Annotated in this window: 23 protein-coding genes; 13 read left to right on the plus strand and 10 right to left on the minus strand. The window is 63.0% G+C overall.

What is annotated here, in order from left to right:
* Nucleotides 1-123 precede the first annotated feature (123 nt).
* Nucleotides 124-759 carry an FAD-dependent oxidoreductase gene (locus tag C443_RS05885; protein ID WP_005534653.1) on the plus strand — a complete coding sequence of 212 codons (636 nt, stop codon included), beginning with the start codon at nucleotides 124-126 and terminating at the stop codon, nucleotides 757-759.
* A gap of 70 nt (nucleotides 760-829) precedes the next feature.
* On the opposite strand, the gene C443_RS05890 is transcribed toward C443_RS05885, so the two are convergent.
* Complete coding sequence (locus tag C443_RS05890; protein WP_005534655.1) at nucleotides 830-1,696, minus strand: universal stress protein; 867 nt, start codon at nucleotides 1,694-1,696, stop codon at nucleotides 830-832.
* A 148-nt stretch (nucleotides 1,697-1,844) separates the two neighbouring features.
* Here C443_RS05890 and C443_RS05895 point away from each other — a divergent pair, with 148 nt between their 5' ends.
* Nucleotides 1,845-2,135: a transcriptional regulator gene (locus C443_RS05895; protein WP_004592932.1), complete on the plus strand. Its 291-nt coding sequence runs from the start codon at nucleotides 1,845-1,847 to the stop codon at nucleotides 2,133-2,135.
* 37 nt (nucleotides 2,136-2,172) lie between these two features.
* Here C443_RS05895 and C443_RS05900 read toward each other — a convergent pair whose 3' ends face one another.
* Nucleotides 2,173-2,589 carry a Rieske (2Fe-2S) protein gene (locus tag C443_RS05900; RefSeq protein WP_005534659.1) on the minus strand — a complete coding sequence of 139 codons (417 nt, stop codon included), beginning with the start codon at nucleotides 2,587-2,589 and terminating at the stop codon, nucleotides 2,173-2,175.
* A 487-nt stretch (nucleotides 2,590-3,076) separates the two neighbouring features.
* On the opposite strand from C443_RS05900, the gene C443_RS05905 reads away from it, so the two are divergent.
* Entirely contained in the window at nucleotides 3,077-4,378 is a 1,302-nt protein-coding gene (locus tag C443_RS05905; protein WP_049943923.1) for an alpha-amylase domain-containing protein, read from the plus strand.
* Nucleotides 4,379-4,452: 74 nt separating this feature from the next.
* Here C443_RS05905 and C443_RS05910 read toward each other — a convergent pair whose 3' ends face one another.
* The 5 genes from C443_RS05910 to C443_RS05930 all read right to left on the minus strand — a co-directional run bounded on the left by C443_RS05910 (nucleotide 4,453) and on the right by C443_RS05930 (nucleotide 9,055).
* Nucleotides 4,453-5,325 carry an aminotransferase class IV gene (locus C443_RS05910; protein ID WP_005534663.1) on the minus strand — a complete coding sequence of 291 codons (873 nt, stop codon included), beginning with the start codon at nucleotides 5,323-5,325 and terminating at the stop codon, nucleotides 4,453-4,455.
* Entirely contained in the window at nucleotides 5,310-6,056 is a 747-nt protein-coding gene (locus tag C443_RS05915; RefSeq protein ID WP_005534664.1) for an anthranilate synthase component II, read from the minus strand. The genes C443_RS05910 and C443_RS05915 overlap by 16 nt, the downstream gene beginning before the upstream one ends.
* Complete coding sequence (gene pabB / locus C443_RS05920) at nucleotides 6,053-7,522, minus strand: aminodeoxychorismate synthase, component I (RefSeq protein WP_005534667.1); 1,470 nt, start codon at nucleotides 7,520-7,522, stop codon at nucleotides 6,053-6,055. Before pabB ends, C443_RS05915 begins: the two co-directional genes overlap by 4 nt.
* A gap of 70 nt (nucleotides 7,523-7,592) precedes the next feature.
* Nucleotides 7,593-8,207 (minus strand): helix-hairpin-helix domain-containing protein, encoded by a 615-nt coding sequence (locus C443_RS05925; protein ID WP_005534668.1) that lies wholly within the window; start codon nucleotides 8,205-8,207, stop codon nucleotides 7,593-7,595.
* 50 nt (nucleotides 8,208-8,257) lie between these two features.
* Nucleotides 8,258-9,055 (minus strand): shikimate dehydrogenase, encoded by a 798-nt coding sequence (locus C443_RS05930; RefSeq protein ID WP_005534669.1) that lies wholly within the window; start codon nucleotides 9,053-9,055, stop codon nucleotides 8,258-8,260.
* A 132-nt stretch (nucleotides 9,056-9,187) separates the two neighbouring features.
* Between C443_RS05930 and C443_RS05935 the strand changes: the two genes are divergently transcribed.
* The 7 genes from C443_RS05935 (at nucleotide 9,188) to C443_RS05965 (ending at nucleotide 17,753) form a co-directional block, all read left to right on the plus strand.
* The gene (locus C443_RS05935) at nucleotides 9,188-10,549 is read left to right on the plus strand and encodes a Na+/Ca2+-exchanging protein (protein WP_005534671.1); all 1,362 of its coding nucleotides are present in this window, start codon (nucleotides 9,188-9,190) and stop codon (nucleotides 10,547-10,549) included.
* Nucleotides 10,549-11,904 carry a D-aminoacyl-tRNA deacylase gene (locus C443_RS05940; protein ID WP_005534673.1) on the plus strand — a complete coding sequence of 452 codons (1,356 nt, stop codon included), beginning with the start codon at nucleotides 10,549-10,551 and terminating at the stop codon, nucleotides 11,902-11,904. Before C443_RS05935 ends, C443_RS05940 begins: the two co-directional genes overlap by 1 nt.
* Nucleotides 11,905-12,007: 103 nt before the next feature.
* The gene (gene ftsZ, locus C443_RS05945; RefSeq protein ID WP_004592941.1) at nucleotides 12,008-13,168 is read left to right on the plus strand and encodes a cell division protein FtsZ; all 1,161 of its coding nucleotides are present in this window, start codon (nucleotides 12,008-12,010) and stop codon (nucleotides 13,166-13,168) included.
* A 129-nt stretch (nucleotides 13,169-13,297) separates the two neighbouring features.
* Nucleotides 13,298-14,536, plus strand: coding sequence for an ABC transporter substrate-binding protein (locus C443_RS05950; protein WP_311241285.1), 1,239 nt, complete (start codon nucleotides 13,298-13,300; stop codon nucleotides 14,534-14,536).
* Complete coding sequence (locus tag C443_RS05955) at nucleotides 14,533-16,986, plus strand: methyl-accepting chemotaxis protein (protein WP_049943924.1); 2,454 nt, start codon at nucleotides 14,533-14,535, stop codon at nucleotides 16,984-16,986. The genes C443_RS05950 and C443_RS05955 overlap by 4 nt, the downstream gene beginning before the upstream one ends.
* A 145-nt stretch (nucleotides 16,987-17,131) precedes the next feature.
* Nucleotides 17,132-17,311, plus strand: coding sequence for a protein translocase SEC61 complex subunit gamma (locus C443_RS05960; protein ID WP_004592944.1), 180 nt, complete (start codon nucleotides 17,132-17,134; stop codon nucleotides 17,309-17,311).
* Between the two features lie 4 nt (nucleotides 17,312-17,315).
* On the plus strand, nucleotides 17,316-17,753 hold the full coding sequence (locus C443_RS05965; protein WP_004516836.1) for a transcription elongation factor Spt5: 438 nt from the start codon (nucleotides 17,316-17,318) through the stop codon (nucleotides 17,751-17,753).
* A 125-nt stretch (nucleotides 17,754-17,878) separates the two neighbouring features.
* Here C443_RS05965 and C443_RS05970 read toward each other — a convergent pair whose 3' ends face one another.
* The gene (locus C443_RS05970; RefSeq protein ID WP_004516837.1) at nucleotides 17,879-18,178 is read right to left on the minus strand and encodes a DUF7565 family protein; all 300 of its coding nucleotides are present in this window, start codon (nucleotides 18,176-18,178) and stop codon (nucleotides 17,879-17,881) included.
* A 115-nt stretch (nucleotides 18,179-18,293) separates the two neighbouring features.
* Here C443_RS05970 and C443_RS05975 point away from each other — a divergent pair, with 115 nt between their 5' ends.
* Nucleotides 18,294-19,055, plus strand: a complete 762-nt coding sequence (locus C443_RS05975) for a PHP-associated domain-containing protein (RefSeq protein WP_005534682.1) — start codon at nucleotides 18,294-18,296, stop codon at nucleotides 19,053-19,055.
* On the opposite strand, the gene C443_RS05980 is transcribed toward C443_RS05975, so the two are convergent.
* Together C443_RS05980 and C443_RS05985 are read right to left on the minus strand one after the other, a co-directional pair.
* Nucleotides 19,052-19,558, minus strand: coding sequence for a metal-dependent hydrolase (locus tag C443_RS05980; RefSeq protein ID WP_004961832.1), 507 nt, complete (start codon nucleotides 19,556-19,558; stop codon nucleotides 19,052-19,054). The two genes, C443_RS05975 and C443_RS05980, sit on opposite strands and share 4 nt — an antisense overlap.
* A gap of 36 nt (nucleotides 19,559-19,594) precedes the next feature.
* Nucleotides 19,595-20,104: a CinA family protein gene (locus C443_RS05985; protein WP_005534685.1), complete on the minus strand. Its 510-nt coding sequence runs from the start codon at nucleotides 20,102-20,104 to the stop codon at nucleotides 19,595-19,597.
* 77 nt (nucleotides 20,105-20,181) lie between these two features.
* On the opposite strand from C443_RS05985, the gene C443_RS21615 reads away from it, so the two are divergent.
* Together C443_RS21615 and C443_RS05990 are read left to right on the plus strand one after the other, a co-directional pair.
* Nucleotides 20,182-20,325: a hypothetical protein gene (locus tag C443_RS21615; RefSeq protein ID WP_005534687.1), complete on the plus strand. Its 144-nt coding sequence runs from the start codon at nucleotides 20,182-20,184 to the stop codon at nucleotides 20,323-20,325.
* A gap of 38 nt (nucleotides 20,326-20,363) precedes the next feature.
* Entirely contained in the window at nucleotides 20,364-21,482 is a 1,119-nt protein-coding gene (locus C443_RS05990; protein ID WP_005534689.1) for a pyridoxal phosphate-dependent aminotransferase, read from the plus strand.
* Nucleotides 21,483-21,486: the final 4 nt, after the last annotated feature.

A 21,486-nucleotide genomic window follows, 5' to 3' on the forward strand; every position in this document is an offset into this window, starting at 1 on the left:
GGTGTAGTTTCGAGCGGATACCGGCATAATACACCGTATGTGGGAAAACACCGGCAATCGATGCCGGCGAACGTGAAACTCCGCGACCGTAACCCCCTTGCCCGGTCACGGTAACTCCCGAGTATGGATGAACGAGTCCTCGACGTGGTTGCCGTCCGAGATGTCGGACCGGGTACCGTGGCGATCGACTTCGAGACACCGGACGCCTTCGACGCACAGCCAGGTCAGTTCGTCAAGCTGACGCTACCCGTTGAGGGGGAGGACGTCTCGCGGTTCTACACGATTTCTTCGCCGACAGTCGAGGGGGCGTTCGAGATCACTGTCGGTATCGACCCCGACGGCGAGCTGGCCCCCCAGCTCGGCGCGCTCGAAGCGGGCGACGGCGTCCGCATCGCCGGGCCGTTCGGGTCAGATTACTACGAAGGCGAGAGCCGCGCTGTCGTTCTTGCCGGGGGTCCCGGTGTCGGTCCGGCCGTCGGTATCGCCGAGCGCGCGCTGGACGACGGCAACGAGGCCGCAGTCGTGTATCAGGACGATGCACCGGTCCACGAGGAGCGGCTGGACGCGCTCGCTGAGGCCGGAGCGCTCGTCGCGGTCATCGGCAGCGAGGAGTCCCTGACCGAGCCAGTCGCCGACGCCGTCGAGGACGGCGGGCAGGTGTTCATTTACGGCTTCGCGGACTTCCTCGACGCCGCCACGGAAGCGCTGGAAGCTGCTGGGGTCAACACTGACGACGCGAAGGTCGAGAACTTCGGATAGGTCGGTCGAGCGCCGTTCGGGCGCTGTCTTATCGGCTGGCCGTCCCTACGATAGACCGCTGGTAGCGGCGTTATTGCTCCTCACCGGCGTCCGACGCTCGAACAGTCATCACCGGCACCGGCGAGGTTCGGACCAGCTTTTCCGCAACGCTGCCCAGTAGGTAGCGGTCGATGCCGGTACGGCCGTGAGTTCCGATGATGACGAGGTCGGCATCAGCTTCCTCAATAGCGTCGAGGATAGCCCGATACGGGACGCCGTGCGCGATAGCTGTCTCGACGGTTTCGACCCCCATCTCGGAGAGTCGGTCGGACGTATTCTCGACTGCATCCGTCGCAACTGACTCCAGCTCGTCGACGATAACGCTCGATCCGACATCGACACCGAGCGACCGCGTGTCAACGACCGAAACGAGATGGACGGTGGCATCGGTTACGCTTGCGAGCGCGCCCGCCGGTTCAATCGCTGCCTCCGCGCCGCTACTGCCGTCGGTTGGGAGCAGAATGTCGTCGAACGAAACGGTGCCCGGCTCCGCGTCGGCTTTGACCGAGAGGACTGGCACGTCGGCGAGGCGGACGACCTTTTCGGTAACGCTGCCCAGGAGGAACCGCCGGACCCCAGTTCGACCGTGGGTCCCCATGACGATGAGATTGATGTCGGTCTCGTCGGCGTAGTCGAGAACCGCGTCGTGGACGACTCCCTCGCGGACCGCGGCGGTGACGGACAGGTCCTCGGTGTCGACGTGGTTAGCCTGGGATTCTATGAAGGCCGCTGCTGGGGAGTCGCCGTCGTAATCCCAGTCGTCCGTGGGTCCGTGCTCGTCAACGACCGAAAGGACGTGAACGGTGGTGTCGTGTGTTCTTGCGAGCGTCGCGGCGGCCTCAAACGCGCGCTCGGAACCGGGGCTGCCGTCGGTCGGCACGAGGATACTATCGAACATCGGTTGGTGTCGCTGTTCACCGCCGTCGGTGATAAAGTATCGTGGCGGATGGAGGAACGTGGCGGATGGGGGAACTGGCCGGGAGACGGCGACGGTGGTGCCACAAGAACAGAACAAAGCCTATAACAATCGGATGCCAACTTCTCCCATGCGCGAGGCAAGTCGGACGACGCGCCAGCGCATCGCTGACCAACTACGCGACGAAGCGATGGCCGCCGGGACAATCGCGAACGAGTTCGAGATACAGACCAGCGACGCGCTCACACACGTAGAGCACATCTCGAAATCTCTGGAATCGACCGACGAACAGCTCCTCGTTGCCCCACCCGAGTGCGAGGAGTGCGGCTTCACGGACTTCGATGACCTGACGAACCGACCGAGCCGGTGTCCGGAGTGCAAATGCGAGGCCGTCTCGGAGCCGGCGTACCGAATCAGCTGATACAGGCACGACTCTCGGCGGCACCGATTCTGTGCGTTCAGTTTCCGGAGAAGCCGATGCGACCGCGTGATGAAAGGTCGTGGTCGCCGGACGGCCCCTGGTTTTCGAACTCGTAGCGCTCGTCGGTCAGGTAGACATCACCGTCCTCGGTGGTGATAGCGACTTCCTCCAGAACCGCCCCTTCGCAGGGACCGTAGTTACACAGCCCCGAATCGGATGCAAACGTCGCCCCGTGTTTCTCACACACCAGTTCTCCGTTGCGGATCGTCGCTCCACTGCCCTTGTCCAATCGGACATCCGTCCAGTGGGGACAGTAGTTCTCGAACGCGACGACTGCATCTGACAACTCGACAATAATCGCTTCCTTGGTGTCGAACCCGTCGCGAACAGTGAACAGAAATGTTCCGTCATCAGGTACCTCGTCCAGTGCGACGATACGGCTGTCCTCGTCCATACTACGCATCCGTAAGGATGTAAGCCGTTTCAAACCGCCGGTCACGGCGAGTAGCGCGGAACGTAGCTCCGCAGACCGTTGTGGTGGGAATCAAGTCGCCAAAGCCGTGAACGGCCACCAAGCGGGTCCCGGATTCGGACCACTCGTCGGGATTCTGATGTCCACTGGCACGGTGGGTTCTGAGTTGCGTCTCGCTATTGGCGGTGTAGAGCGCGAAGACGTGGTGAACGAGCCGTCTCGATACAGAGTGAGTTTGCAATTAAGCAATCAAATAAGAAATACGTTCCCAACGCTGTATATATCGAGGGTCGGAAGTGAGTATAGATAGCGGCTCTGTCGACGATTCTTTCCCTGATTAGCATTCAGGTCCTCTCGAACTCTGACACATAATCCTACTATCACTACCGACTATTTATTATGATGTAGTGTTTCATCATTCTTTGCAGATGTACATGATAGATAACATGAGACAGACCTTCGATTCCAGATGAACAGAACCCAAATAACCGGCAGTGGCCGAGCGTCTCGGCGAACTGTGCTGAAAGGGATTGGCGCGCTCGGTGCTGCAGTATTCGGTACCGCCACATCGGTCGGCAGTAGCGCCGCCGTCGGTGATAGCGCGGTGTACCAGTACTACCACACAGACTGGACAGAAGTCACAGCGACGCTGGAAACAGTCGCACAACAGGGCTACGATGCAATTCAGGTTCCACCGGCCCATCGGAGCCGCCTCGATCGGAACCATCAAAACGGTGTCACCGACCCGCCGCTGGGGTACCAGCCCGTCGACCTGACGGATTTCAACAGCGTGTTCGGCACAGAGCCCGAGTACGAGGCGATGGTTCAGGAGGCCCACAATCAGGGCCTCGACGTCGTCGTCGACGCAGTCATCAACCACATGGCTGCAAACGACGACTTCCGGGACGCGCCGGGCATTACGTTCGAGGACCTCCCCCGGTTCAGCGAACGCGACTTCCACCCGAAAGACGACATTAACTACGACGATCCAGAGTCGGTCGAGGACGACTGGCTCGTCGGACTGAAAGACCTGAAACAGACGTCCGAATACGTCCGCGGCGAGTTACAGAACTACGTCCAGAAGTACGCGGACCTCGGTGTCGACGGCATTCGCTGGGACGCAGCCAAACACGTCCCCGAGTCGTTCTTCGCCGACTACGCGAACCAGTGGGCCGACGACCTCGATCTCTGGACAGTGGGTGAGGTGCTCGACGGCGATGTCAGCGTCTGCCAGGGGTACGCTGACACGGGGATGTCCGTCACTGACTACCCACTCTATTACACGATGAAAGAGGAGACGTTCCACAGCGGCGGCGATATGCAGGCGCTCGACGGCGCCGGCATGGTGAATCAGTCGCCGTTCCAGGCGTTCACGTTCGTTTCAAACCACGACAGCGGGCCGCCGGACTACGAGAAACTCGCGTACGCCTACATCCTCACATACGAGGGGTATCCACGGGTGTACAGCAACCGTATCAGTGTCGACGACGACGACATCCGGAACCTCCTCTGGATCCGGAACAACCTCGCAAGCGGCGACGCTCAGACCCGTCACGTCGATCAGGACCTGTACGTCTACGAGCGCAAAGGGAACCTCCTCGTCGGCCTGAACCGTGCGAGCGGCCAGCGGAGCAAGTGGGTCCCCACAAGCTGGACGAACCAGGCACTCAACGATTACAGCGGCAACGCGGGCAACGTCTCGACCAACGGTGACAGCTGGGTGCAGATCACCGTTCCCGCAACAAGTTGGGTCTGCTACGCACCCGAGTAGGCAGCGGACACGGGCACCAGTCAGCTAGCACGCCAGCGATCCACGCTGGCTTGCTTTCTACCCCTTCAGTGCAATCAGTACTGTTGCTCCTCGATGCGCTCGTCGAACAGTCGCTGGAGGAGCTTCGTCATCGGCCCGCTCCCGACGGAGATGCCGTCGACGGTCTCGATCGGCCGGATCTCCCACGTCGAGTTTGTGAGAAACGCCTCGTCGGCGTCGCGAAGGGCATCGCGCGAGTAGTGGCCCGTTTCGACGGGGAAGTCCTCGCCGCGAGCGATGTCCATCACCACGTCGCGGGTGACCCCCGGTAGCAGATCGAGGTCCGTACTCGGCGTCCGGAGACCGTTGTCCGTGACGAAAAAGAGGTTGCTCGTCGCTCCTTCGGCCAGATTCCCATCCGTGTCCCGGATGAGACACTCGTCGGCTGGTTCGCCGCCGGCGGCGGCTTTCCGGAGTTCCAGCCGGCCGAGAATCCCGTTGAGGTAGTTGTGCGTCTTCGCGTCCGCCGGGACGGCCTCGCTGGGAATCCGCCGGGTCCTGACCGTCTGGACCGACGCCGGTTCGTCCCAGACACGCTCGCCGTCAAGGCCGCCCCGTGGCAGTCCCTTGCATATGACGACGACAGTCGGGTCGACGTCGCTCCCCGGCGTGAGCTTCCCGGGCTGGACGCCCCGCGTGACAGATAGCCGGACGTACGCCTCCTCCAAGTCGTTAGCCGTGAGCGTCTCATCGACACGCTCCCGGAGGTCCTCGGGCACGGCGTCGGCGAAGCCCAGCGTCTCGGCCGTCCGCTGGAGACGGTCGCGGTGGGCGTCCCACCGGAACGGCTCGCCGCCGTAGGCCCGGAGCGTTTCGAACGCCGCGTCGCCGTAGATAAACCCGCGGTCGCGCACTGACACCGTCGCCTCGTCCTCGGGGACGAGCGTCCCGTTTACGTGGTATTGCATAGCAGGCAGAAGTTCTCGATCATGGTCTTACCGTGATCAGTCAGGATGCTTTCGGGATGGAACTGGACGCCGATGTGTGGGCGGTCGTTGTGGCGGACGCCCATGACGACCTGCGACTCGTCCGTGCCGTCGGCGGTGGCAGCATCGGCTGACTCCGGTACCGCAGCGGCCCCAGCGTCGTCGTCGCTGACAGTGTATGCCGTTTCGGTCAGCACGTCGGGGAGGTGCTCGCGGTCGACCGCAAGCGAGTGGTACCGGCCGACGTCGAACGGGTCCGAGATGTCTTCGAACACACCTGTGCCGTCGTGGGTGACCGACGAAGACTTGCCGTGGACAACCGCCTCGGCGTGGCCGACGGGTGCGCCGTTGGCCGCACACAGCGCCTGATGGCCGAGACAGACACCCAGTGTCGGGTATTCCAGCTCCTCGAATATCGGCATTGAGACGCCCGCCTCCTCGGGCGTCCCCGGTCCCGGTGAGACGACGATACCGTCGGGGTCCATCTCCCGGATGTCCTCGATATCGATAGCGTCGTTGCGCCGCACAACTACGTCGTCCTCGGTCCCGCCGAGGCGGAGGACCACTTCGCCGACGTACTGGACGAGGTTGTACGCGAAGGAGTCGTAGTTATCGACGACCAGCACGGTCGGCGCCAGCGAATCTGTCGCCGGACCGCCCGCGGCGTCGGTGCCGCTATCGCCGCTACCACCGCTGTCAAAATGGCCGCTCATCTCTCGCCCTCCATCGCCAGGTCGACGCGCCGCCCCAGCGCATCGTCGACGGCGTGGACGAGCGCGCGGCCCTTGTCCAGCGTCTCCTGATACTCGCTGTCGGGGTCCGAATCGTGGACCACGCCGGCACCGACGCGGAGGTGGTACTCCTCGGCGTACCGGACCAGAGTCCTGATGACAATGTTCAGCGTCGCTCTGCCGTCGAAGCCGAACAGGCCGATAGAGCCGGTGTAGGGTCCCCGTCGCGTGGCCTCGACCTCGTCGATAATCTCCATCGTCCGGGGTTTGGGCGCACCAGTGATGGTGCCGCCGGGGAATACCGCGCCGATGGCGTCCTGCAGGGACGCGCCGTCGCGGAGTCGGCCCTCGACGACCGAGACGAGATGCATCACCTCTGAGTAGCGGTCGACGCGGCGGTAGTCCGACACCTCGATGCTCCCGAATTTACTCACTTTCCCGAGGTCGTTGCGTTCCAGATCGACGAGCATCGCGTGTTCGGCGCGCTCCTTCTCGTCGTCAAGCAGATCCCTTTCCAGTCGGTCGTCGGCATCGGGCGTCTCGCCACGCGGTCTGGTACCGGCGATGGGTTCGGTCTCGATCCGGTCACCGTCGCGGTGCAGGAGGAGTTCCGGGCTGGCGCTGACGAGGTCGACGCCGGGGAACTCAAGCAGGGCCGAATACGGTGCGGGATTCACAGTTCGAAGTGCGTCGAAGGCCTCGACCGGGTGGACTGCGGCGGGTGCGCGCAGGCGTTGCGAGACGTTCGCCTGGAACGTGTCGCCGTCGCGGATGTACTGCTTGACCGTTCGGACCCGATCAGCAAACGACTCGCGCGTGCAGTCGCTCTCGAAGGTCGCTTCATCAGTCTCGACCGGCGGGTCGTCGACGGTGGGGTCACCCTGCACCGCCGCCCGTGCGAGGTCAACGGCGTGCTGTTTACCGAACTCATAGGCCAGTTCGGGCGTCTCGAAGTCGCCGACCCGCGGGCAGGCTGTCACGCGTAGCGTCACCGATTCACCGCGGGGTTCCGCCCAGGCGGCGAAGCGGTCGTAGCGAGCTATCTGCAGGTTCGGGAGTGCACGGTCAGCGTCAGCGCTGTCGGGCAGTGACTCCAGTTCCCGTGCCACGTCGTAGGAGAGCCAGCCGACGGCTCCGCACGGATACGGCACGTCGCAGTCACCGCGGACCAGTCGCTCGCCGTCGAGAAACTCGGTCAGCGCGGCGAGGGTGTCACCCGCTCTCGGATCGACCTCGCGGAAGTCCGCCGGAGCGGTCCCGAAGTAGCCCCACCCAGACTGGCCGCCGGTCGTCGCCAGATACACACCGCCGGTTTCGTCGCGCGCCCGACGATAAGCGAGAAACGGGTCATCGACGTCCACTCGAACCTCGACAGGGACGCGCGCTTCTGAGGGCGCATCGGCTGCGAGGTCGGTGAACGTAGTCCGGTCGGTTTCGACCGATTGCATTACCGAACGAAAACAGTGCGGCGACTAATTCCCTTGCGGTTCGGTGCACAAAGACGGAACGTCAACGGTCTCAGAAGTCTTCGGCTCGCTCGACCCAGCCCGAAACACGGCTCTCGGAGAGGTCAGTGTCTGCGGCGATGTCTGCTGCATCCGCGACGGCCAGCTCGCCCACCGTCTTGATACCGATATCGGCGAGCCGGTCAGCGTAGGCGGGACCAATGCCCTTGATGTCTGTGACAGGGGCGGTGCTCCCCTCCTCGACATCGGTCGAGTCATCGTTGGATTCGGCTGGCTCCGCATCGGCCTCGGCCGGGTCCTCGTCAGCGGTGGCCTCCGAGTCGCCGGCTTCGTCGTCGGCCACCGTTTCTGTCTCGGAGTCCATAGAAGAATCATCGGCCGAAGATGTCGATTCGTCATCAGTGGTGGCCGGTGACGCGGCAGTCTCCGACTCATTCGTGTGAGCGGGCGTCGCACTCCCATCCCCTGATTCAGTACCGTCCCCAGCCGCGGTATCGGATGTGTGGGTCTCGGTAGTCGTCGCGGTGTTTGTCCCTTTCACAGCGTCTTCGTCTTCAGTAGAGGGCTCTCGCTCGACGGTCACGTCCACGTCGCGATTAGCTCCCGACGTGGATGACCCAGTCCCGTCAAGCCCGAGGGCGGATTTCAATTTCTGAAGCAGACCCATACATGAACGTATTTATCCCCCACACAAATCTCTTGCTGGTGACCGCTCCGCTACAGGTGGTCGCGCAACTGGTCGTTCATCCGGTCCACTGGCGCATCTTCGCCAGTCCAGCGTTCGAACGCTTCGACCCCTTGATACAGGAGCATCCACGCACCGTCGACTGTCGTTGCGCCCGCGGCCGCCGCGTCCTGTAGCAGACGGGTCTCGATCGGCGTGTACACCGCATCGAGCACCGCGAGGTCACCGTGCAACGCGTCAGCGGGGACCGGTGTCGTATCTTCTTCCATGCCGACGCTGGTGCAGTTGACGAGGACGTCGGCGTCCGCAAGCAGGTCGGGGAGCGAGTTGAGCCCGTGGCCGGAGGCGTCCGGGACTTCATCGGCGAGCGCGTCGGCTTTAGACTCGGTCCGGTTCGCGATCCGCACCGACAGCCCCTCGTCGGCGAGACCGAACGCGACCGCTCGCCCCGCACCGCCGGCCCCGACAACGACCGCCGTGCCCGATAGCGATACGTCGTGGTGCTCTAGCGCTCTGACCGCACCAACCGCGTCGGTGTTGTAGCCCGTCGGCGTCCCGCCGTCGAAGTCGACGGTGTTGACCGCGCCGATGCGTTCGGCGAGTGGTGCGGGGTCGACAGCGTCTAGCACGTCCTGTTTGAACGGGATCGTGACGTTGAGGCCGTCGATCCCGAGCGTCTCAGCCGCTTCGATGGCTTCGGCACCAGAATCCGCCGCTGGTTCGAACGTGACGTAGCGTGCATCTAGCCCCAGTGCCTCGTAGCCCGCCTCGTGCATCGGCGGTGACAGCGAGTGCCCGACGGGGTTCCCGATGAGTCCGTAAACGTCCATACCAACGCCAGCGCGCCCCGGTCGTATCAACGCCACGCTCTGTGGGAAGCACGGCTCGGGCCGACACTTTCGCAAGCTTTTCAGCCGAACCCAGCCACACTTCCGACAGTGAGTCGTTTTCGCCATCCACTGATGCAAGTCGCAGTCGCGCTGGCCCTGACTGTCGGCTGGATTTACCTATTTATCTCCGGCATTGCGGTCGGGAACGTGACCACCGTCGCGGTCAGTGGGCTCGCCGTCCTCGGGGCGTCGTTCCTGCTGGCCTGGGGCGCTGAAACCGCAGAGAAAGACGTACCGAGGGCGTTCGCTATCGCTGTTCTCGCTATCCTCGCCGTGGCTCCCGAATACGCCGTCGACGCGCTGTACGCCTGGAACGCCGGGGCTGGTGGTGCGACAACGGAAGCCTGTCGCCAGTTCACGGCGGCAGAAATCGAGTCCGCGAGCGGGGGGCTCGCTCGTGCCTGTCACGACGCGAACCTCGCGATCGCGAACATGACCGGCGCGAACCGCATCCTCATCGGTATCGGCTGGGCCGGCATCGCCGTGTTCACGGTCTTGCGGGCCGCAAAGACGCGGGACCCCGCAGTCACGAAACGCGACGGCTTCCTGAAAGACGCCGTCCAGTTGGACACAGACATCGCGACCGAGATTTCCTTCCTCTTTCTGGCGACGATGTGGGCGTTTCTCGTCCCCCTCGGTGGCGGTATTGGTATTTTCGATACGCTGTTTCTGGTCGGCCTCTACGTCGCGTACATCGGCCTCGTACTCAAGTCCGACATCGAACACAGCGAGCACACCGTCGGCGTCCCGAAGTACTTCCAGGAGTGGTCGCTGCCGTGGCGGCCGCTCGTCGTCCTAGTGCTGTTTGGCTACTCCGGTGCGATGATCTTCACGGCGGTCGAGCCGTTCGCCCACGGCCTCGAAGAGATCGGTGTCGCGAATGGCATCCCCGAATTCTTCATGATCCAGTGGGTTGCTCCGCTGGCCAGCGAATCGCCCGAACTCATCGTCGTCGCCGTGCTAGTCAACAAAGCCCGGTCGACGGCCGGGTTCAACGCCCTCATCTCCTCGAAACTCAATCAGTGGACGCTGCTCATCGGGACCATCGCAGTGGTGTACTCCATCGCCCTTGGCGGGTACGGTGTCCTGCCGTTCGACGCCAGACAGGGCGCGGAGATCTGGATTACAGCGGCTCAGTCCTTCTTCGCGCTCGCCATTCTGGTCAACTTCGAGATCAGTATCCGCGAAGCCGTCGGGCTGTTCGTGCTGTTCATCTCGCAGGTGATTTTGGAGTTCGCTATCATCAGGGATCTCATCGCTGTGCCGATATCGAGTCACGACCTCCTGCTAGCGTACACAGGGCTGTACGTCATCGTCGGGGCCGGACTGTTCGTCCAGCGCCGCGAGGCGCTGAAACACCTGTTCGGACTGGCTGGTGACGCCGTCCGGACCGCAATGGGCCGTGAACCGGTCAATCTGGAGAACGCGGACTGATGCTTGGAATCGTCGTCTCACACGCTGACTCGGCGTCGGCTCACATCGGCGAACACCTGCGTTCTCTGCGTAACTGGGAAACAAGCGTCGACGAAACGCAGCCCGACGCCGAGGGCGGTGGCACGGTGTTCCGAACAGACAGCGTGGAACTCCGCGAGTTCGAGGCGTTACATCTGGACATCGAAAACGTCGCGTCGGCGTTCGACGACCTAGACCTGCTGGTGTTCGCTTCAAAGCACGCTGGCGAGACGGACGAACTCCTGACGGCTCACCACACTGGGAACTTCGGCGTCGCGGAGTACGGCGGCGAAGACGGGCAGTTCGCCCGCGCCTGTCCCGGTGCTCACAAGGCCGTGGTGTCGGCGCTCCAGCGCCACGCTCCGTCGGACTACGAAGTCGGGATAGAGTGTACGCACCACGGTCCGACGGCGGTCGGCGTCCCGTCGATGTTTGTCGAGGTTGGCAGCGCGGAGCCACAGTGGGAGGACCCAGACGCTGCCGAGGCCGCCGCGAGGGCGATACTGGACCTCGCCGACGGACCGGCCGACAAGCCACGAGAGAACGGGACGCGCCGCCACCTCCTCGGTGTCGGCGGCGGCCACTACGCGCCGCGGTTCGAGCGCGTCGTCCGCGAGACGGACTGGGCGGTCGGACATATCGCCGCCAACTGGTCGCTGGACGCACTGGCGGAGTGGGCTGACAGCGACGAGGAGCGCGATACCGTCCTCGAACGGGCCTTCCGGGCCAGCGCGGCCGACTACGCCCTCATGGAGGGCGACCGGCCGGATCTCGAGGCAGCTATCGAGTCGCTGGGCTACCGTGTCGTCAGTGAGACGTTCGTGCAGGAGACGACCGGTGTCGACCTTGGCCTCGTCGAGACGCTGGAAGACGCTGTCCGGCCGGTCGACGACGGTCTCAGGTTCGGAGAGCTTGCACCCGGATACGACGGCGAGTGGACGGTTGTCGATCTCCCTGATGAGCTTGTTTCGGACGTCCGCGGCGTCGATAGCAAGGCGCTGCGCGAAACTGTCGAACGGCAGTCCATCGCGTACGCGACCGAACAGAACGGAACCGTCCTCACCGGCCCGATCGTCTGTCCGGCGACGACGGACCTGCAAACGGTCGTCGACCCACTCGTCGAAATCCTCGAACGGCGCTTCGACACTGTCGAGTGGACTGCGGACGAACTCGTCGCCCGCGAGACGGCGTTCGACCCGGACCTCGCGCGAACTGCTGGCATCCCGGAGGGGCCGAAGTTCGGGCAGCTCGCCTCGGGCGAGTCAGTCGAAATCGATGGGGAAGAGATCGACCCAGAACGGTTCCAGCGCGAGCGTATACGTCGATATACGCTGTGAACACTGGCGTGTCAGCCGTCGAAACTGGCACTCAACACGTCAGACGAGCGTCAGACACAGGGGGAAAACTAATAACTGCTCGTCTGCAAGGACGCTTTAAATTATGGATTCGATAATCGACGACGCTATTGACGAGGCAGAACAAGACGGGGAGGACGCGGCTGGTGGCACTGTCGACGAGACGACATCGACGCCGTCACAGGACATGTCGACGTCGGGGACGATGTCCGACGAGGAACTGGCAAGCGTCGTCAAAGACCTGGAAACGAAGATCACGGTCGTCGGCTGTGGTGGCGCTGGCGGGAACACGGTCACTCGGATGATGGAGGAGGGCATCCACGGGGCCAAACTCGTCGCCGCAAACACCGACGCACAGCACCTCGCCGACGAGGTAGCCGCCGACACCAAGATTCTCATCGGTCGCAAGCGTACCGGTGGCCGCGGCGCGGGCTCCGTCCCGAAAATCGGCGAGGAGGCCGCCCAAGAGGACATCGAGGACATCCAGCAGTCTATCGACGGCTCGGATATGGTGTTCGTCACCGCCGGTCTCGGTGGTGGCACCGGTACCGGCGCGGCCCCGGTCGTCGCACAGGCCGCGCAGGAAGCCGGCGCACTCACCATCTCTATCGTCACGATTCCGTTCACCGCCGAGGGTGAGCGCCGCCGTGCCAACGCCGACGCTGGCCTCGAACGACTCCGATCCGTCTCCGATACGGTCATCGTCGTCCCGAACGACCGTCTGCTGGACTACGCGCCGTCGATGCCGCTCCAGGACGCGTTCAAGATCTGTGACCGCGTGCTGATGCGCTCGGTCAAGGGCATGACCGAACTGATCACCAAGCCCGGCCTCGTCAACGTGGACTTCGCCGACGTTCGCACCATCATGGAGAACGGCGGCGTCGCGATGATCGGCCTCGGGGAGTCCGACTCCGAGAACAAGGCCCAGGACTCCATCCGCTCGGCGCTTCGCTCCCCGCTGCTGGACGTGGAGTTCGACGGCGCGAACTCCGCACTCGTCAACGTCGTCGGTGGCCCCGACATGAGCATCGAGGAAGCCGAGGGCGTCGTCGAAGAGATCTACGATCGCATCGACCCCGACGCCCGCATCATCTGGGGCGCGTCGGTCAACAACGAGTTCGAGGGCAAGATGGAGACGATGATCGTCGTCACCGGCGTCGAGAGCCCACAGATCTACGGCCAGAGCGAGGCCGAACAGGAGAAGGCCGCCCAGCAACTCGGCGAAGACATCGACTACGTCGACTAAACTGCCTCGTCGTCTCAGATTTTTCACCCCTTTTTAATCACCAAAACGTACAGATTCATCTACACTCCCCCTATCATAAATGATATTCTCGCCGAAAAGCGTTTATCCAGAAATTCGGACTCTTTGTCTATGTACTCAGACTCGAGGCGTGGTGTTCTCAAAAAGTGTATTGCAGCTGGGAGCTTGGGACTCTCGTCTGGCTGCCTTGGCTCTCTGAGCGGGAGCGGTGACACCGTCCAGTTTGGTGCCCTCCTCCCACTCAGTGGTGCGCTCGCCCCACTCGGGCAACACGGCAAGCGCATGGTCGAGCAGGCAGCGAGCGACGTCAACGCGGCCGGTGGTATCCGCGGGAACGACCTCGAAGTGACCATCCTCGATACCGAAGCGAACGCCGAAACCGCTGTCGAGCAGTACGGGACGCTCGTCGACCGTGGTGTCACCGGCTTCGTCGGTGGCCTCGTCAGCGACGCGTCGCTCGCCCTCGCACCGGAGGCAGCCAGCGACGAAATCATGGAAGTCAGTCCTGCCAGTACTGCCCCGCAACTGTCGACAGCCGGCCGAGCCAACGGGCGGAAATACTTCGGCCGAACGGTACCGAGCGACGGGACGCAAGCGCTGGTCATGGCGAAGGTCGTCGACGACCCGCTGTACATCGATGCGGACTCCGTCGCGTTACTGAGCATCGACAACTCGTTCGGTGCTGGACTGGCAGACGCACAGCGTGAGGCACTGGACGCCGAAATCGTCGCCGACGTTCGGTACGACCCGTCGTCGGGATCGTTCGACGACACGATCGCGGACGTGTTCCAGAACGACCCTGATGCCGTCAGCTTCACCAGCGTCTCCGGCCAGGAGCGGGGTATCCTTGATGCATACAATCAGTCGGAGTACGACGTTCCTTGGGTGTTGTCCGCGGGGATGTTCGGCGGCGACCTCCCGTCGTACTACGACGGATTCTACAGCGCGTCGCTGTCCTCTGCTCGGACGCAAGCGTACTTCGAACTCGTCCGCCGGCTCTCGGACATCGACCAACCCAGAGCGTACTCTGTCAATGCCTACGACGCGCTGTTTTTGATGGCCTGTGCCGCCGAACAGGCCGGTGAAGCCAGCGGGCCGGCAATCGCCGAGACCATTCAGTCGGTTTCTGGCGGGTCCGGACACACTGTCTCTGTCGGCGACTTCGGCCGCGTTCGGTCACTCACCGACGCAGGCCGAGCGGTGAACTATCAGGGCGCGTCCGGAAGCGTTGACCTGACTGCGAACCTCGAACCGCTGAGTTCGTACCTGATCGAACGAGTCAACAACGGGTCAGTTGAGTCGCTGGAGCTACTGCAGTCACGGTTCTTCAAATCAGGAGGCAACCAATGAGTTCACTTCCAAGCCGAATGGTTCAGGCGACGGAGCGTGCGCTCCCTGACGTTATTCGGCAGCGATACGCGGCGAAGTTCGGCGTCCTGTTGCTCGGCGTGGTCGTCGTGCTCGCGCTCGGCGGCGCAGCGATCCACCTCGACACGGGGTCCCTGGTCGAGTCACAGACCGAGGAACAGATCCTCGGCGTTGCAGAATCCCAGTCGAGTTCCGTGTCGAGTTGGGTCTCGAACAAGCAATCCACTGCGTCATTCCTCGCGGCGTCTATCGGTGACCGGTCCGAGTCAACCTCGGATACAGACCACCAGCGGTGGCTCGAACAGAAGCTCATCGGGCTCCCGGGAGATGTCCGTGCGCTGCATTACGTCGATACTGCTGACGGCACAGTCACCGCCAGCACCGACGACGACCTGAACGGCGTTGCGCTGAGCGACGTTGACGACCCGTGGACCGACGCGAGTGGTGCAGTCGTCTCGTCGGGACCGACGGGCACGTCCGAAGCGTACCAGAGCGGGAACGAATCGGTCATCGCGTTCGTCCAGCCCGTCTCCGGCACCGATGAATACGTCGTGCTGACGGCGTCGCTTGAGGCGCGCTCCCATGAGTTCACGTCACCGTTTGCGACCGGCGACGTGAAAGTCGTCGGGTCGAACGGCCAGATCATACTCGACAACCGGAAAAGCTCGATTCTCGAAGAGTACGCGGCGACCGGGGATTCGACCGACACGAGTGTCGAAGCAGCACTGAACGGCGAAACCGGCTACAAGTCCGTCTCCGCCAGAACGGGCATGGAAGACGGACAGTACGTGATGGCGTACACGCCGGTGACCGGCACTGAGTGGGCGTTGCTGTATCACGTTCCCCAAGATCGTGCGTTCGCCCTGCAGTCGGCTGTCTCCCAGAACATCGCGCTCCTGGTGGCGCTTGCCGTCGGAGCACTGTTCGTCGTCGGCGTGACAATCGGGCGCGGAACCGCAAACGCACTCTCCCGCGTGGCCGAAAGCGCCGAGGACATTGCCGCGGGTGAGATCAACAGCACCCTCCCCGAGACCACGCGCGTCGACGAGATGGGACAGTTGTACGACTCCTTCGCGTCGATGCAGGCGTACCTGACGACCGCCGCGGACCAGGCTGACGCGCTCGCTGCGAAGCGGTTCGACGACCCGGCGCTCGACGAGAACATTCCCGGCGAGTTCGGCGCGGCGCTGGAGGAGATGGGCGAGGACATCCAGACGTTGATTACTGACGTCGAGGCCGCCAGAGACGAGGCGGAGGCGGCGAAAGAGGACGCTGAGTCGATGGCGTCCGCCCTCGAAGCGAAAGCGGCCGAGTTCAGCGACGTGATGGACAAGTCGGCGGCCGGGGACCTCACCCAGCGGATGGCTACCGACAGCGACTACGACGCGATGGTCGACATCGCGGAGAGTTTCAACGAGATGATCACGGAACTCGAACGGACGGTCAACCGTATCGAAGGGTTCGCCGGCACCGTCGACAGCTCGACAGAGACGATTTCCGCAAGCGCACAGGAAGTGCGGTCGGCCAGCGAGTCGGTGAGCGAGTCGGTGCAACAGATCGCTGAAGGCGCTGACGAGCAAAACCGGAACATCCAGCAGGTGAGCGACGAGATGACCGACCTGTCGGCGACCGTCGAGGAAATCACCTCGTCCACTGACGAAGTCGCATCGAAGTCCCAGCAGGCCGTCAACGACGGCGAATCCGGCCGTGAATACGCCGAGCAGGCCGCCGCCGAAATCGAGGCGCTCGAACGGAAGTCCACCGAGGCCATCGAACAGGTGGAGTCCCTCGCGGAGGAGATGGAGCGCATCGGTGAGGTCACGACGCTCATCGACGAGATCGCGGAACAGACGAACATGCTCGCGCTCAACGCGAACATCGAAGCCGCCCGGGCCGGTGAGGCGGGCGAAGGGTTCGCTGTCGTGGCCCGCGAGATCAAGACGCTCGCAGAGGAAACGCAGGAAGCGACGACTGACATCGAGTCAATGATCGACGACATCCGGTCCCGGACGGATACCACCGTCGAGGACATGCAGGAGATGGGCGAAAGCGTCGACACCGGGAAAGAGACGGTCGAAAACGCGACCGACGCGCTGACCAGTATCGTTCAGCAGGTCAACGAAGCCAACGACGGCGTGCAGGCTATCAGCGACGCGACCGACGAGCAGGCGGCTTCGATGGAAGAAGTCGTCTCGATGGCCGAGGAAGTCGGCTCGATCAGCGAGGAGACATCCGCCGAGGCCGAAAACGTCGCCGCGTCCGCCGAGGAACAGACGGCGTCGATCACGGAGGTCACCGAGAAGATACAGTCGCTCTCCAGTCAGGCGACCGACCTCAAGGAACTCATCGACCAGTTCGAAACCAGCGATGCCGATGGCAGTAGTGAACTGGGGTCACACGGGTCGGACGGAACCGCGCTGACCGACGACTGACTGAACGAGTTCAGAACGCCCGTTCCGATTATCGGTCCGTTCTGTCGGCTGCTTTTTTGTGACGCTATACAGTCCGCTCTGTGAAGGGTCGGACTCGTCGCCGCGCACCACAATATAGAAAAGCCACCAGTGGGTACGACCCGCTATGGACGTTCCATACGATCTCACCTCCTACATCCGCGTACTCAAACTGGCGAGTACGCCGTCGTGGGAGGAGTTCTCCCAGATCGCGAAAATCGCCGGCGCGGGCATCGCGCTGGTCGGACTGCTCGGGTTCATCATCTTCGCCGTGATGACCTTCATCCCTGGCAGCAAGCCGGTGTAAACCGATGGGGATCTACGCAGTCAAAACCACGGCCAGTCAGGAGCGCACCGTCGCGGACATGATCATCTCCCGCGAGGAAGACGAGATCCACGCCGCGCTTGCGCCGGACTCGCTCACCAGTTACGTGATGGTGGAAGCGGACGATCACAACGTCTTCGACCGCATCCTCGACGAGATTCCCCACGCCAACGGCGTCGTGCAGGGGGAGTCCTCGATGGCGGAAGTCGAGCACTTCCTCTCACCGAAACCGGACGTGGAAGGTATCGCGGAGGGCGACATCGTCGAACTCATCGCCGGCCCGTTCAAGGGCGAGAAGGCGCAGGTCCAGCGTATCGACGAAGGCAAGGATCAGGTCACCGTCGAACTGTACGAGGCGACGGTCCCGATTCCGGTTACCGTGCGTGGTGACCAGATTCGGGTGTTGGATAGCGAAGAGCGCTGAGCGCAGCGAAGCGCGCCTCGTTCAATTCGAACGGGGAGCGTAGCTGTCCGTGAGAGACCGGAATAATCCTTCTTCGGCGACGTACCAATTGATACGCCGTCTCCGTTTTCAAAAACGCGCAGTCGCTACGCTTCGCCGCCTTCCAGCCGATCGATGACCTCGCTCATGTTGGCGGCGGCCTCGACGGACTCCTTGATCTGTTCGCGGCGGCGGACCTCGGCGGCGGAGGCGTCGTAGGCGCGAACGTACTCCGCACGGGAGTGTTCGTCGAAGGCGTGCTTGATAGCGAAGTAGCCGTCGGGGACGACGGCACCACAGACCTTGCACTCGATACGGTCGTGTTCGACCGACTGGTGGATGATAAGCTCCTCGACGCGGTCGAACTGTCTGTCGTCCCCTTCGATGTCGCACTCCCAGCGTGGCATTTGCTCAGTGGCAGGCGACGCGGGGTTAAAAACGTTGGCTGCTACCTGTCAGGAGTCTGTCCCTCAGATTGCCAAAACGGAAACCCCTAATGGCAGTACGGAGTTAGCGTTCACCGTGCAACCCGAGGGGTACGCCGTTGATCTCCACGTGAAAGTGCTCGACGATGGGGTTGTCGAGCGCGCGAAGGCACGTGGCCTCGACGCGCTGGTGTATGCGCCGCACTTCACGCGACTACCGGAGATACGGCGGCAAGCAGCGGCGTTTTCCGACGAAGAGCTGACTGTGTTTCCAGCCAGAGAGATATTTACTGGCACCTGGCAACAGCGCCGGCACGTGCTAGGCATCGGACTTGAAGAGCCGATCCCGGATTTCATTACCTTCGACGGCGCGATGCGAGAACTGGATCGCCAGGATGCGGCTGTACTGGTTCCGCATCCCGGATTTCTCAATGTCAGTCTCGGACTGGACGATATCGAAGCGTACGACGACAGTATCGACGCGCTGGAAGTGTACAACCCCAAGCAGTTGTCCCACCACCGGGACCGCGCGCAGTCGTTCACGTCGGAAACCGGTCACGAGCCGTTCGTTTCGTCGTATGCCCACGTCCGTGGGACCGTCGGCGAGGCGTACGTGAACTTTACCGAAGCGTTCGACGACGTGGCGGCGCTCAGTACGGCGCTGAAAAACGACGTGGAGCGATCGCTGTTCCATCGCGACGGTCTCTCACACGACCTGCGGCGGGCGGTCGAGTGGGCGCACCTGGGGCTCGAAAACACGTGGGGCAAGTTCGACCGATTGATGTTACAGGGAACCGAGCCGACGCATCCTGACCACGTCGCGTACGACGGTCGATTCAACGACGTGAAAGTGTACTAAACCAGAAACGCGCTGTTCTCGACGACGAAGGTTCTGACCGTTGGCGGCAGATACTGTGGGAGTACGTGGACAAGCAGGGCAACCGCGAGCAGTTCGAAGGCAGTAATCACGACGGTGACGGCTTCGGCGCGGTCGCTTGACGTTGTCACGCCTGTCGGCGAGCCGTACTCTGTGTCCGAGAACGGGTAGAACAGGGCAATCCCCCGTCGGGAGCCGAAGTAGTCAAGCACGTAGTGCGTGAGGACGCCGAGCCACACCCACTGGAGATTGCCGCCGTGATACAGCGGATGGGCCAAGAATATGATGAGGACGGGAAGATTGTGCAGGGTCTTGCGGTGCTTGCCGAAGGCGGTGTCGACATCGGGGAACAGCGCACCCAGGACGATGGGAAGGAACACCTCCGCGATTGTCGCGAAGGTCGTCACGTCGCCCGAGGGGTCGAGAACGTACCCCAGTCCGATGCTCAGGAGGACCGCGTTCAGGACGTGCCCACGTTTGTTCATCTACCGGACCGTCTGTGTCCCGACTGAAAGAGCTTACTACTCCTGTACTGCGGTTTCCAGGTCCCGAAGCGCCTGTGTCGCGATGGCCGCCTTGATCTCGCGACGGGTGCCGTCGAACTCGTAGCGGGAGACTGTCACGCCAGATTCGTTGGTCCCCCACGGAGCGGCCTCGGCGACGGCGATGTACACCGTCCCGACGGGCGTCTCCGGCGAGCCGCCGCTCGGCCCGGCGACGCCAGTCGTGGCGACGCCCCAGTCGGTCCGGGCAGTGTCGCGAACGCCCTGGGCCATTTCGATAGCAACCGGCTCTGAGACCGCGCCGTGAGCGTCCAGCGATTCCCGCGAGACAGCCAGTAGTTCCCGCTTGGCCTCGTAGGAGTAGGTGACCAGTGAGCGGTCGAAGTAATCGCTAGAGCCGGGTATGTCCGTTATTTTCGACCCGACAAGGCCACCGGTACAGGACTCCGCGGTGGCGACCGTGGCAGCAGCCTCTCGGAGACGCTTGCCGACGCGCTTCTCGACTGGGTCCGCAGCATCGTCTGCCATTGGGCGTAGTTGTCGTGATGGGCGAATAAACGTTCAGGGCGGGCCGGGATATTTCAGTTCGGAGACAAAATACGTGTATGAGCTATCAGACGACGCTTGGCTGGTCACTCGTCACGTCGGGCCTCGTGACGCTGTTCCTCTGGGTCTTGCCGGGTTCGGACCTCCTGTGGGGGGTCCTGCTGCTCGCCCTCGGCGGACTGACGCTGTACATCCGCCAGTAGACAGAAAAGCAGACGGGGCCGGCGGTCGGAGTGTGCATATGGACTACACGGAACCCCAGTTTTTCCGAGTCATGCAGTATTCGGCCCGGGCCGATCGGGACGTGGTGGACATGGTGTCGGGCAATCCCGACTGGGACCCACCCGAGGGGCTTCGGGACGGGCTCAGAGACTACGCCGAAGCCCCGGCCGATGACTACCAGTATCCGCCAAGCGTGGGCCTCACGCCGCTTCGTAACGAAATCGCCGCTCGGCGCGGCGTGGACCGGAACCGCGTACTCATCACGAACGGCGCTGGCGAGGCGAACCACCTCGCGATGACCGGCGGGCTCCACCATTTCGACGGCAACGAAATCCTCCTGACGGACCCCGTCTACCCCTACTACGCCGGCCGGGCGAATTTCATCGGCGCGGACATCTCCTTCGTCCCGGTCGACGAGCACAACCGACTGGCCCCCGCGGACGTTCGAGCAGCTGCAAGCGAGGACACAGCCGTCATCGTCGTCAATTCGCCGAACAACCCTACCGGCGCGGTGTACGACGCCGACGCGATGGACGAGTTCGCGGCCATCGCCGAGGAGTACGACGCGCTGTTGCTCAGTGACGAGGTGTACGACCACTTCGACTACGCGGGTCGGTTCAGTTCAGCACTCAACGCTGACTCCGACCACGTCGTCGCTACCAACTCCTTTTCGAAGACGATGGCGATAACAGGGTTCAGAGTCGGCTATGCAATTTTCCCGCCGGAGGAAGGGCCTACTGGGACACTGCTTGAACGCGCTCGCACTCAGCACATGCTCACGAACGTCACCGGGAGCCGGCCGGCCCAGTACGCCGTCCTGCGGGCGCTGAAGACGACGAGTCCAGACTACTACGCCGCCTGCCGACGACGACTGGAAGATCGCGTCGACGACTTCTGTGCCGCACTGGCTGCGGCCGGTGCCGAGTACAACCGCCCCGACGGCGGCTTCTACGTGATGGCGCGGTTCCCCGACTTCCCTGGGTCGTTCGAGAACGTGTACGAACTCATCGACGAGGCCGGCGTCGCCGGGATGCCCGGCGAGGCCTTCGGCGAGTCCCGTAGCGATTGGATACGGTTCGCGCTGGTGACCGCTCGGGTCGACGAGGCAGCCCAACGGCTGGCGAACTATTTCGAGTGAAAAG

This window comes from Haloarcula argentinensis DSM 12282 (genome assembly GCA_000336895.1).
GTDB classification, from domain to species: domain Archaea; phylum Halobacteriota; class Halobacteria; order Halobacteriales; family Haloarculaceae; genus Haloarcula; species Haloarcula argentinensis.

Bases quoted from the DNA above. Each gene is read 5' to 3' on its own strand.
- C443_RS05940 (WP_005534673.1), top strand. From the start codon at position 10,549: ATGCTTGGAATCGTCGTCTCACACGCTGACTCGGCGTCGGCTCACATC.
- C443_RS05890 (WP_005534655.1), bottom strand. From the start codon at position 1,696: ATGTTCGATAGTATCCTCGTGCCGACCGACGGCAGCCCCGGTTCCGAG.
- ftsZ (WP_004592941.1), top strand. From the start codon at position 12,008: ATGGATTCGATAATCGACGACGCTATTGACGAGGCAGAACAAGACGGG.
- C443_RS05915 (WP_005534664.1), bottom strand. From the start codon at position 6,056: ATGAGCGGCCATTTTGACAGCGGTGGTAGCGGCGATAGCGGCACCGAC.
- C443_RS05895 (WP_004592932.1), top strand. From the start codon at position 1,845: ATGCGCGAGGCAAGTCGGACGACGCGCCAGCGCATCGCTGACCAACTA.
- C443_RS05925 (WP_005534668.1), bottom strand. From the start codon at position 8,207: ATGGGTCTGCTTCAGAAATTGAAATCCGCCCTCGGGCTTGACGGGACT.
- C443_RS05985 (WP_005534685.1), bottom strand. From the start codon at position 20,104: ATGGCAGACGATGCTGCGGACCCAGTCGAGAAGCGCGTCGGCAAGCGT.
- C443_RS05930 (WP_005534669.1), bottom strand. From the start codon at position 9,055: ATGGACGTTTACGGACTCATCGGGAACCCCGTCGGGCACTCGCTGTCA.
- C443_RS21615 (WP_005534687.1), top strand. From the start codon at position 20,182: ATGAGCTATCAGACGACGCTTGGCTGGTCACTCGTCACGTCGGGCCTC.
- C443_RS05955 (WP_049943924.1), top strand. From the start codon at position 14,533: ATGAGTTCACTTCCAAGCCGAATGGTTCAGGCGACGGAGCGTGCGCTC.
- C443_RS05965 (WP_004516836.1), top strand. From the start codon at position 17,316: ATGGGGATCTACGCAGTCAAAACCACGGCCAGTCAGGAGCGCACCGTC.
- C443_RS05885 (WP_005534653.1), top strand. From the start codon at position 124: ATGGATGAACGAGTCCTCGACGTGGTTGCCGTCCGAGATGTCGGACCG.
- C443_RS05960 (WP_004592944.1), top strand. From the start codon at position 17,132: ATGGACGTTCCATACGATCTCACCTCCTACATCCGCGTACTCAAACTG.
- pabB (WP_005534667.1), bottom strand. From the start codon at position 7,522: ATGCAATCGGTCGAAACCGACCGGACTACGTTCACCGACCTCGCAGCC.
- C443_RS05935 (WP_005534671.1), top strand. From the start codon at position 9,188: ATGCAAGTCGCAGTCGCGCTGGCCCTGACTGTCGGCTGGATTTACCTA.
- C443_RS05905 (WP_049943923.1), top strand. From the start codon at position 3,077: ATGAACAGAACCCAAATAACCGGCAGTGGCCGAGCGTCTCGGCGAACT.
- C443_RS05980 (WP_004961832.1), bottom strand. From the start codon at position 19,558: ATGAACAAACGTGGGCACGTCCTGAACGCGGTCCTCCTGAGCATCGGA.
- C443_RS05900 (WP_005534659.1), bottom strand. From the start codon at position 2,589: ATGGACGAGGACAGCCGTATCGTCGCACTGGACGAGGTACCTGATGAC.
- C443_RS05950 (WP_311241285.1), top strand. From the start codon at position 13,298: ATGTACTCAGACTCGAGGCGTGGTGTTCTCAAAAAGTGTATTGCAGCT.
- C443_RS05990 (WP_005534689.1), top strand. From the start codon at position 20,364: ATGGACTACACGGAACCCCAGTTTTTCCGAGTCATGCAGTATTCGGCC.
- C443_RS05970 (WP_004516837.1), bottom strand. From the start codon at position 18,178: ATGCCACGCTGGGAGTGCGACATCGAAGGGGACGACAGACAGTTCGAC.
- C443_RS05910 (WP_005534663.1), bottom strand. From the start codon at position 5,325: ATGCAATACCACGTAAACGGGACGCTCGTCCCCGAGGACGAGGCGACG.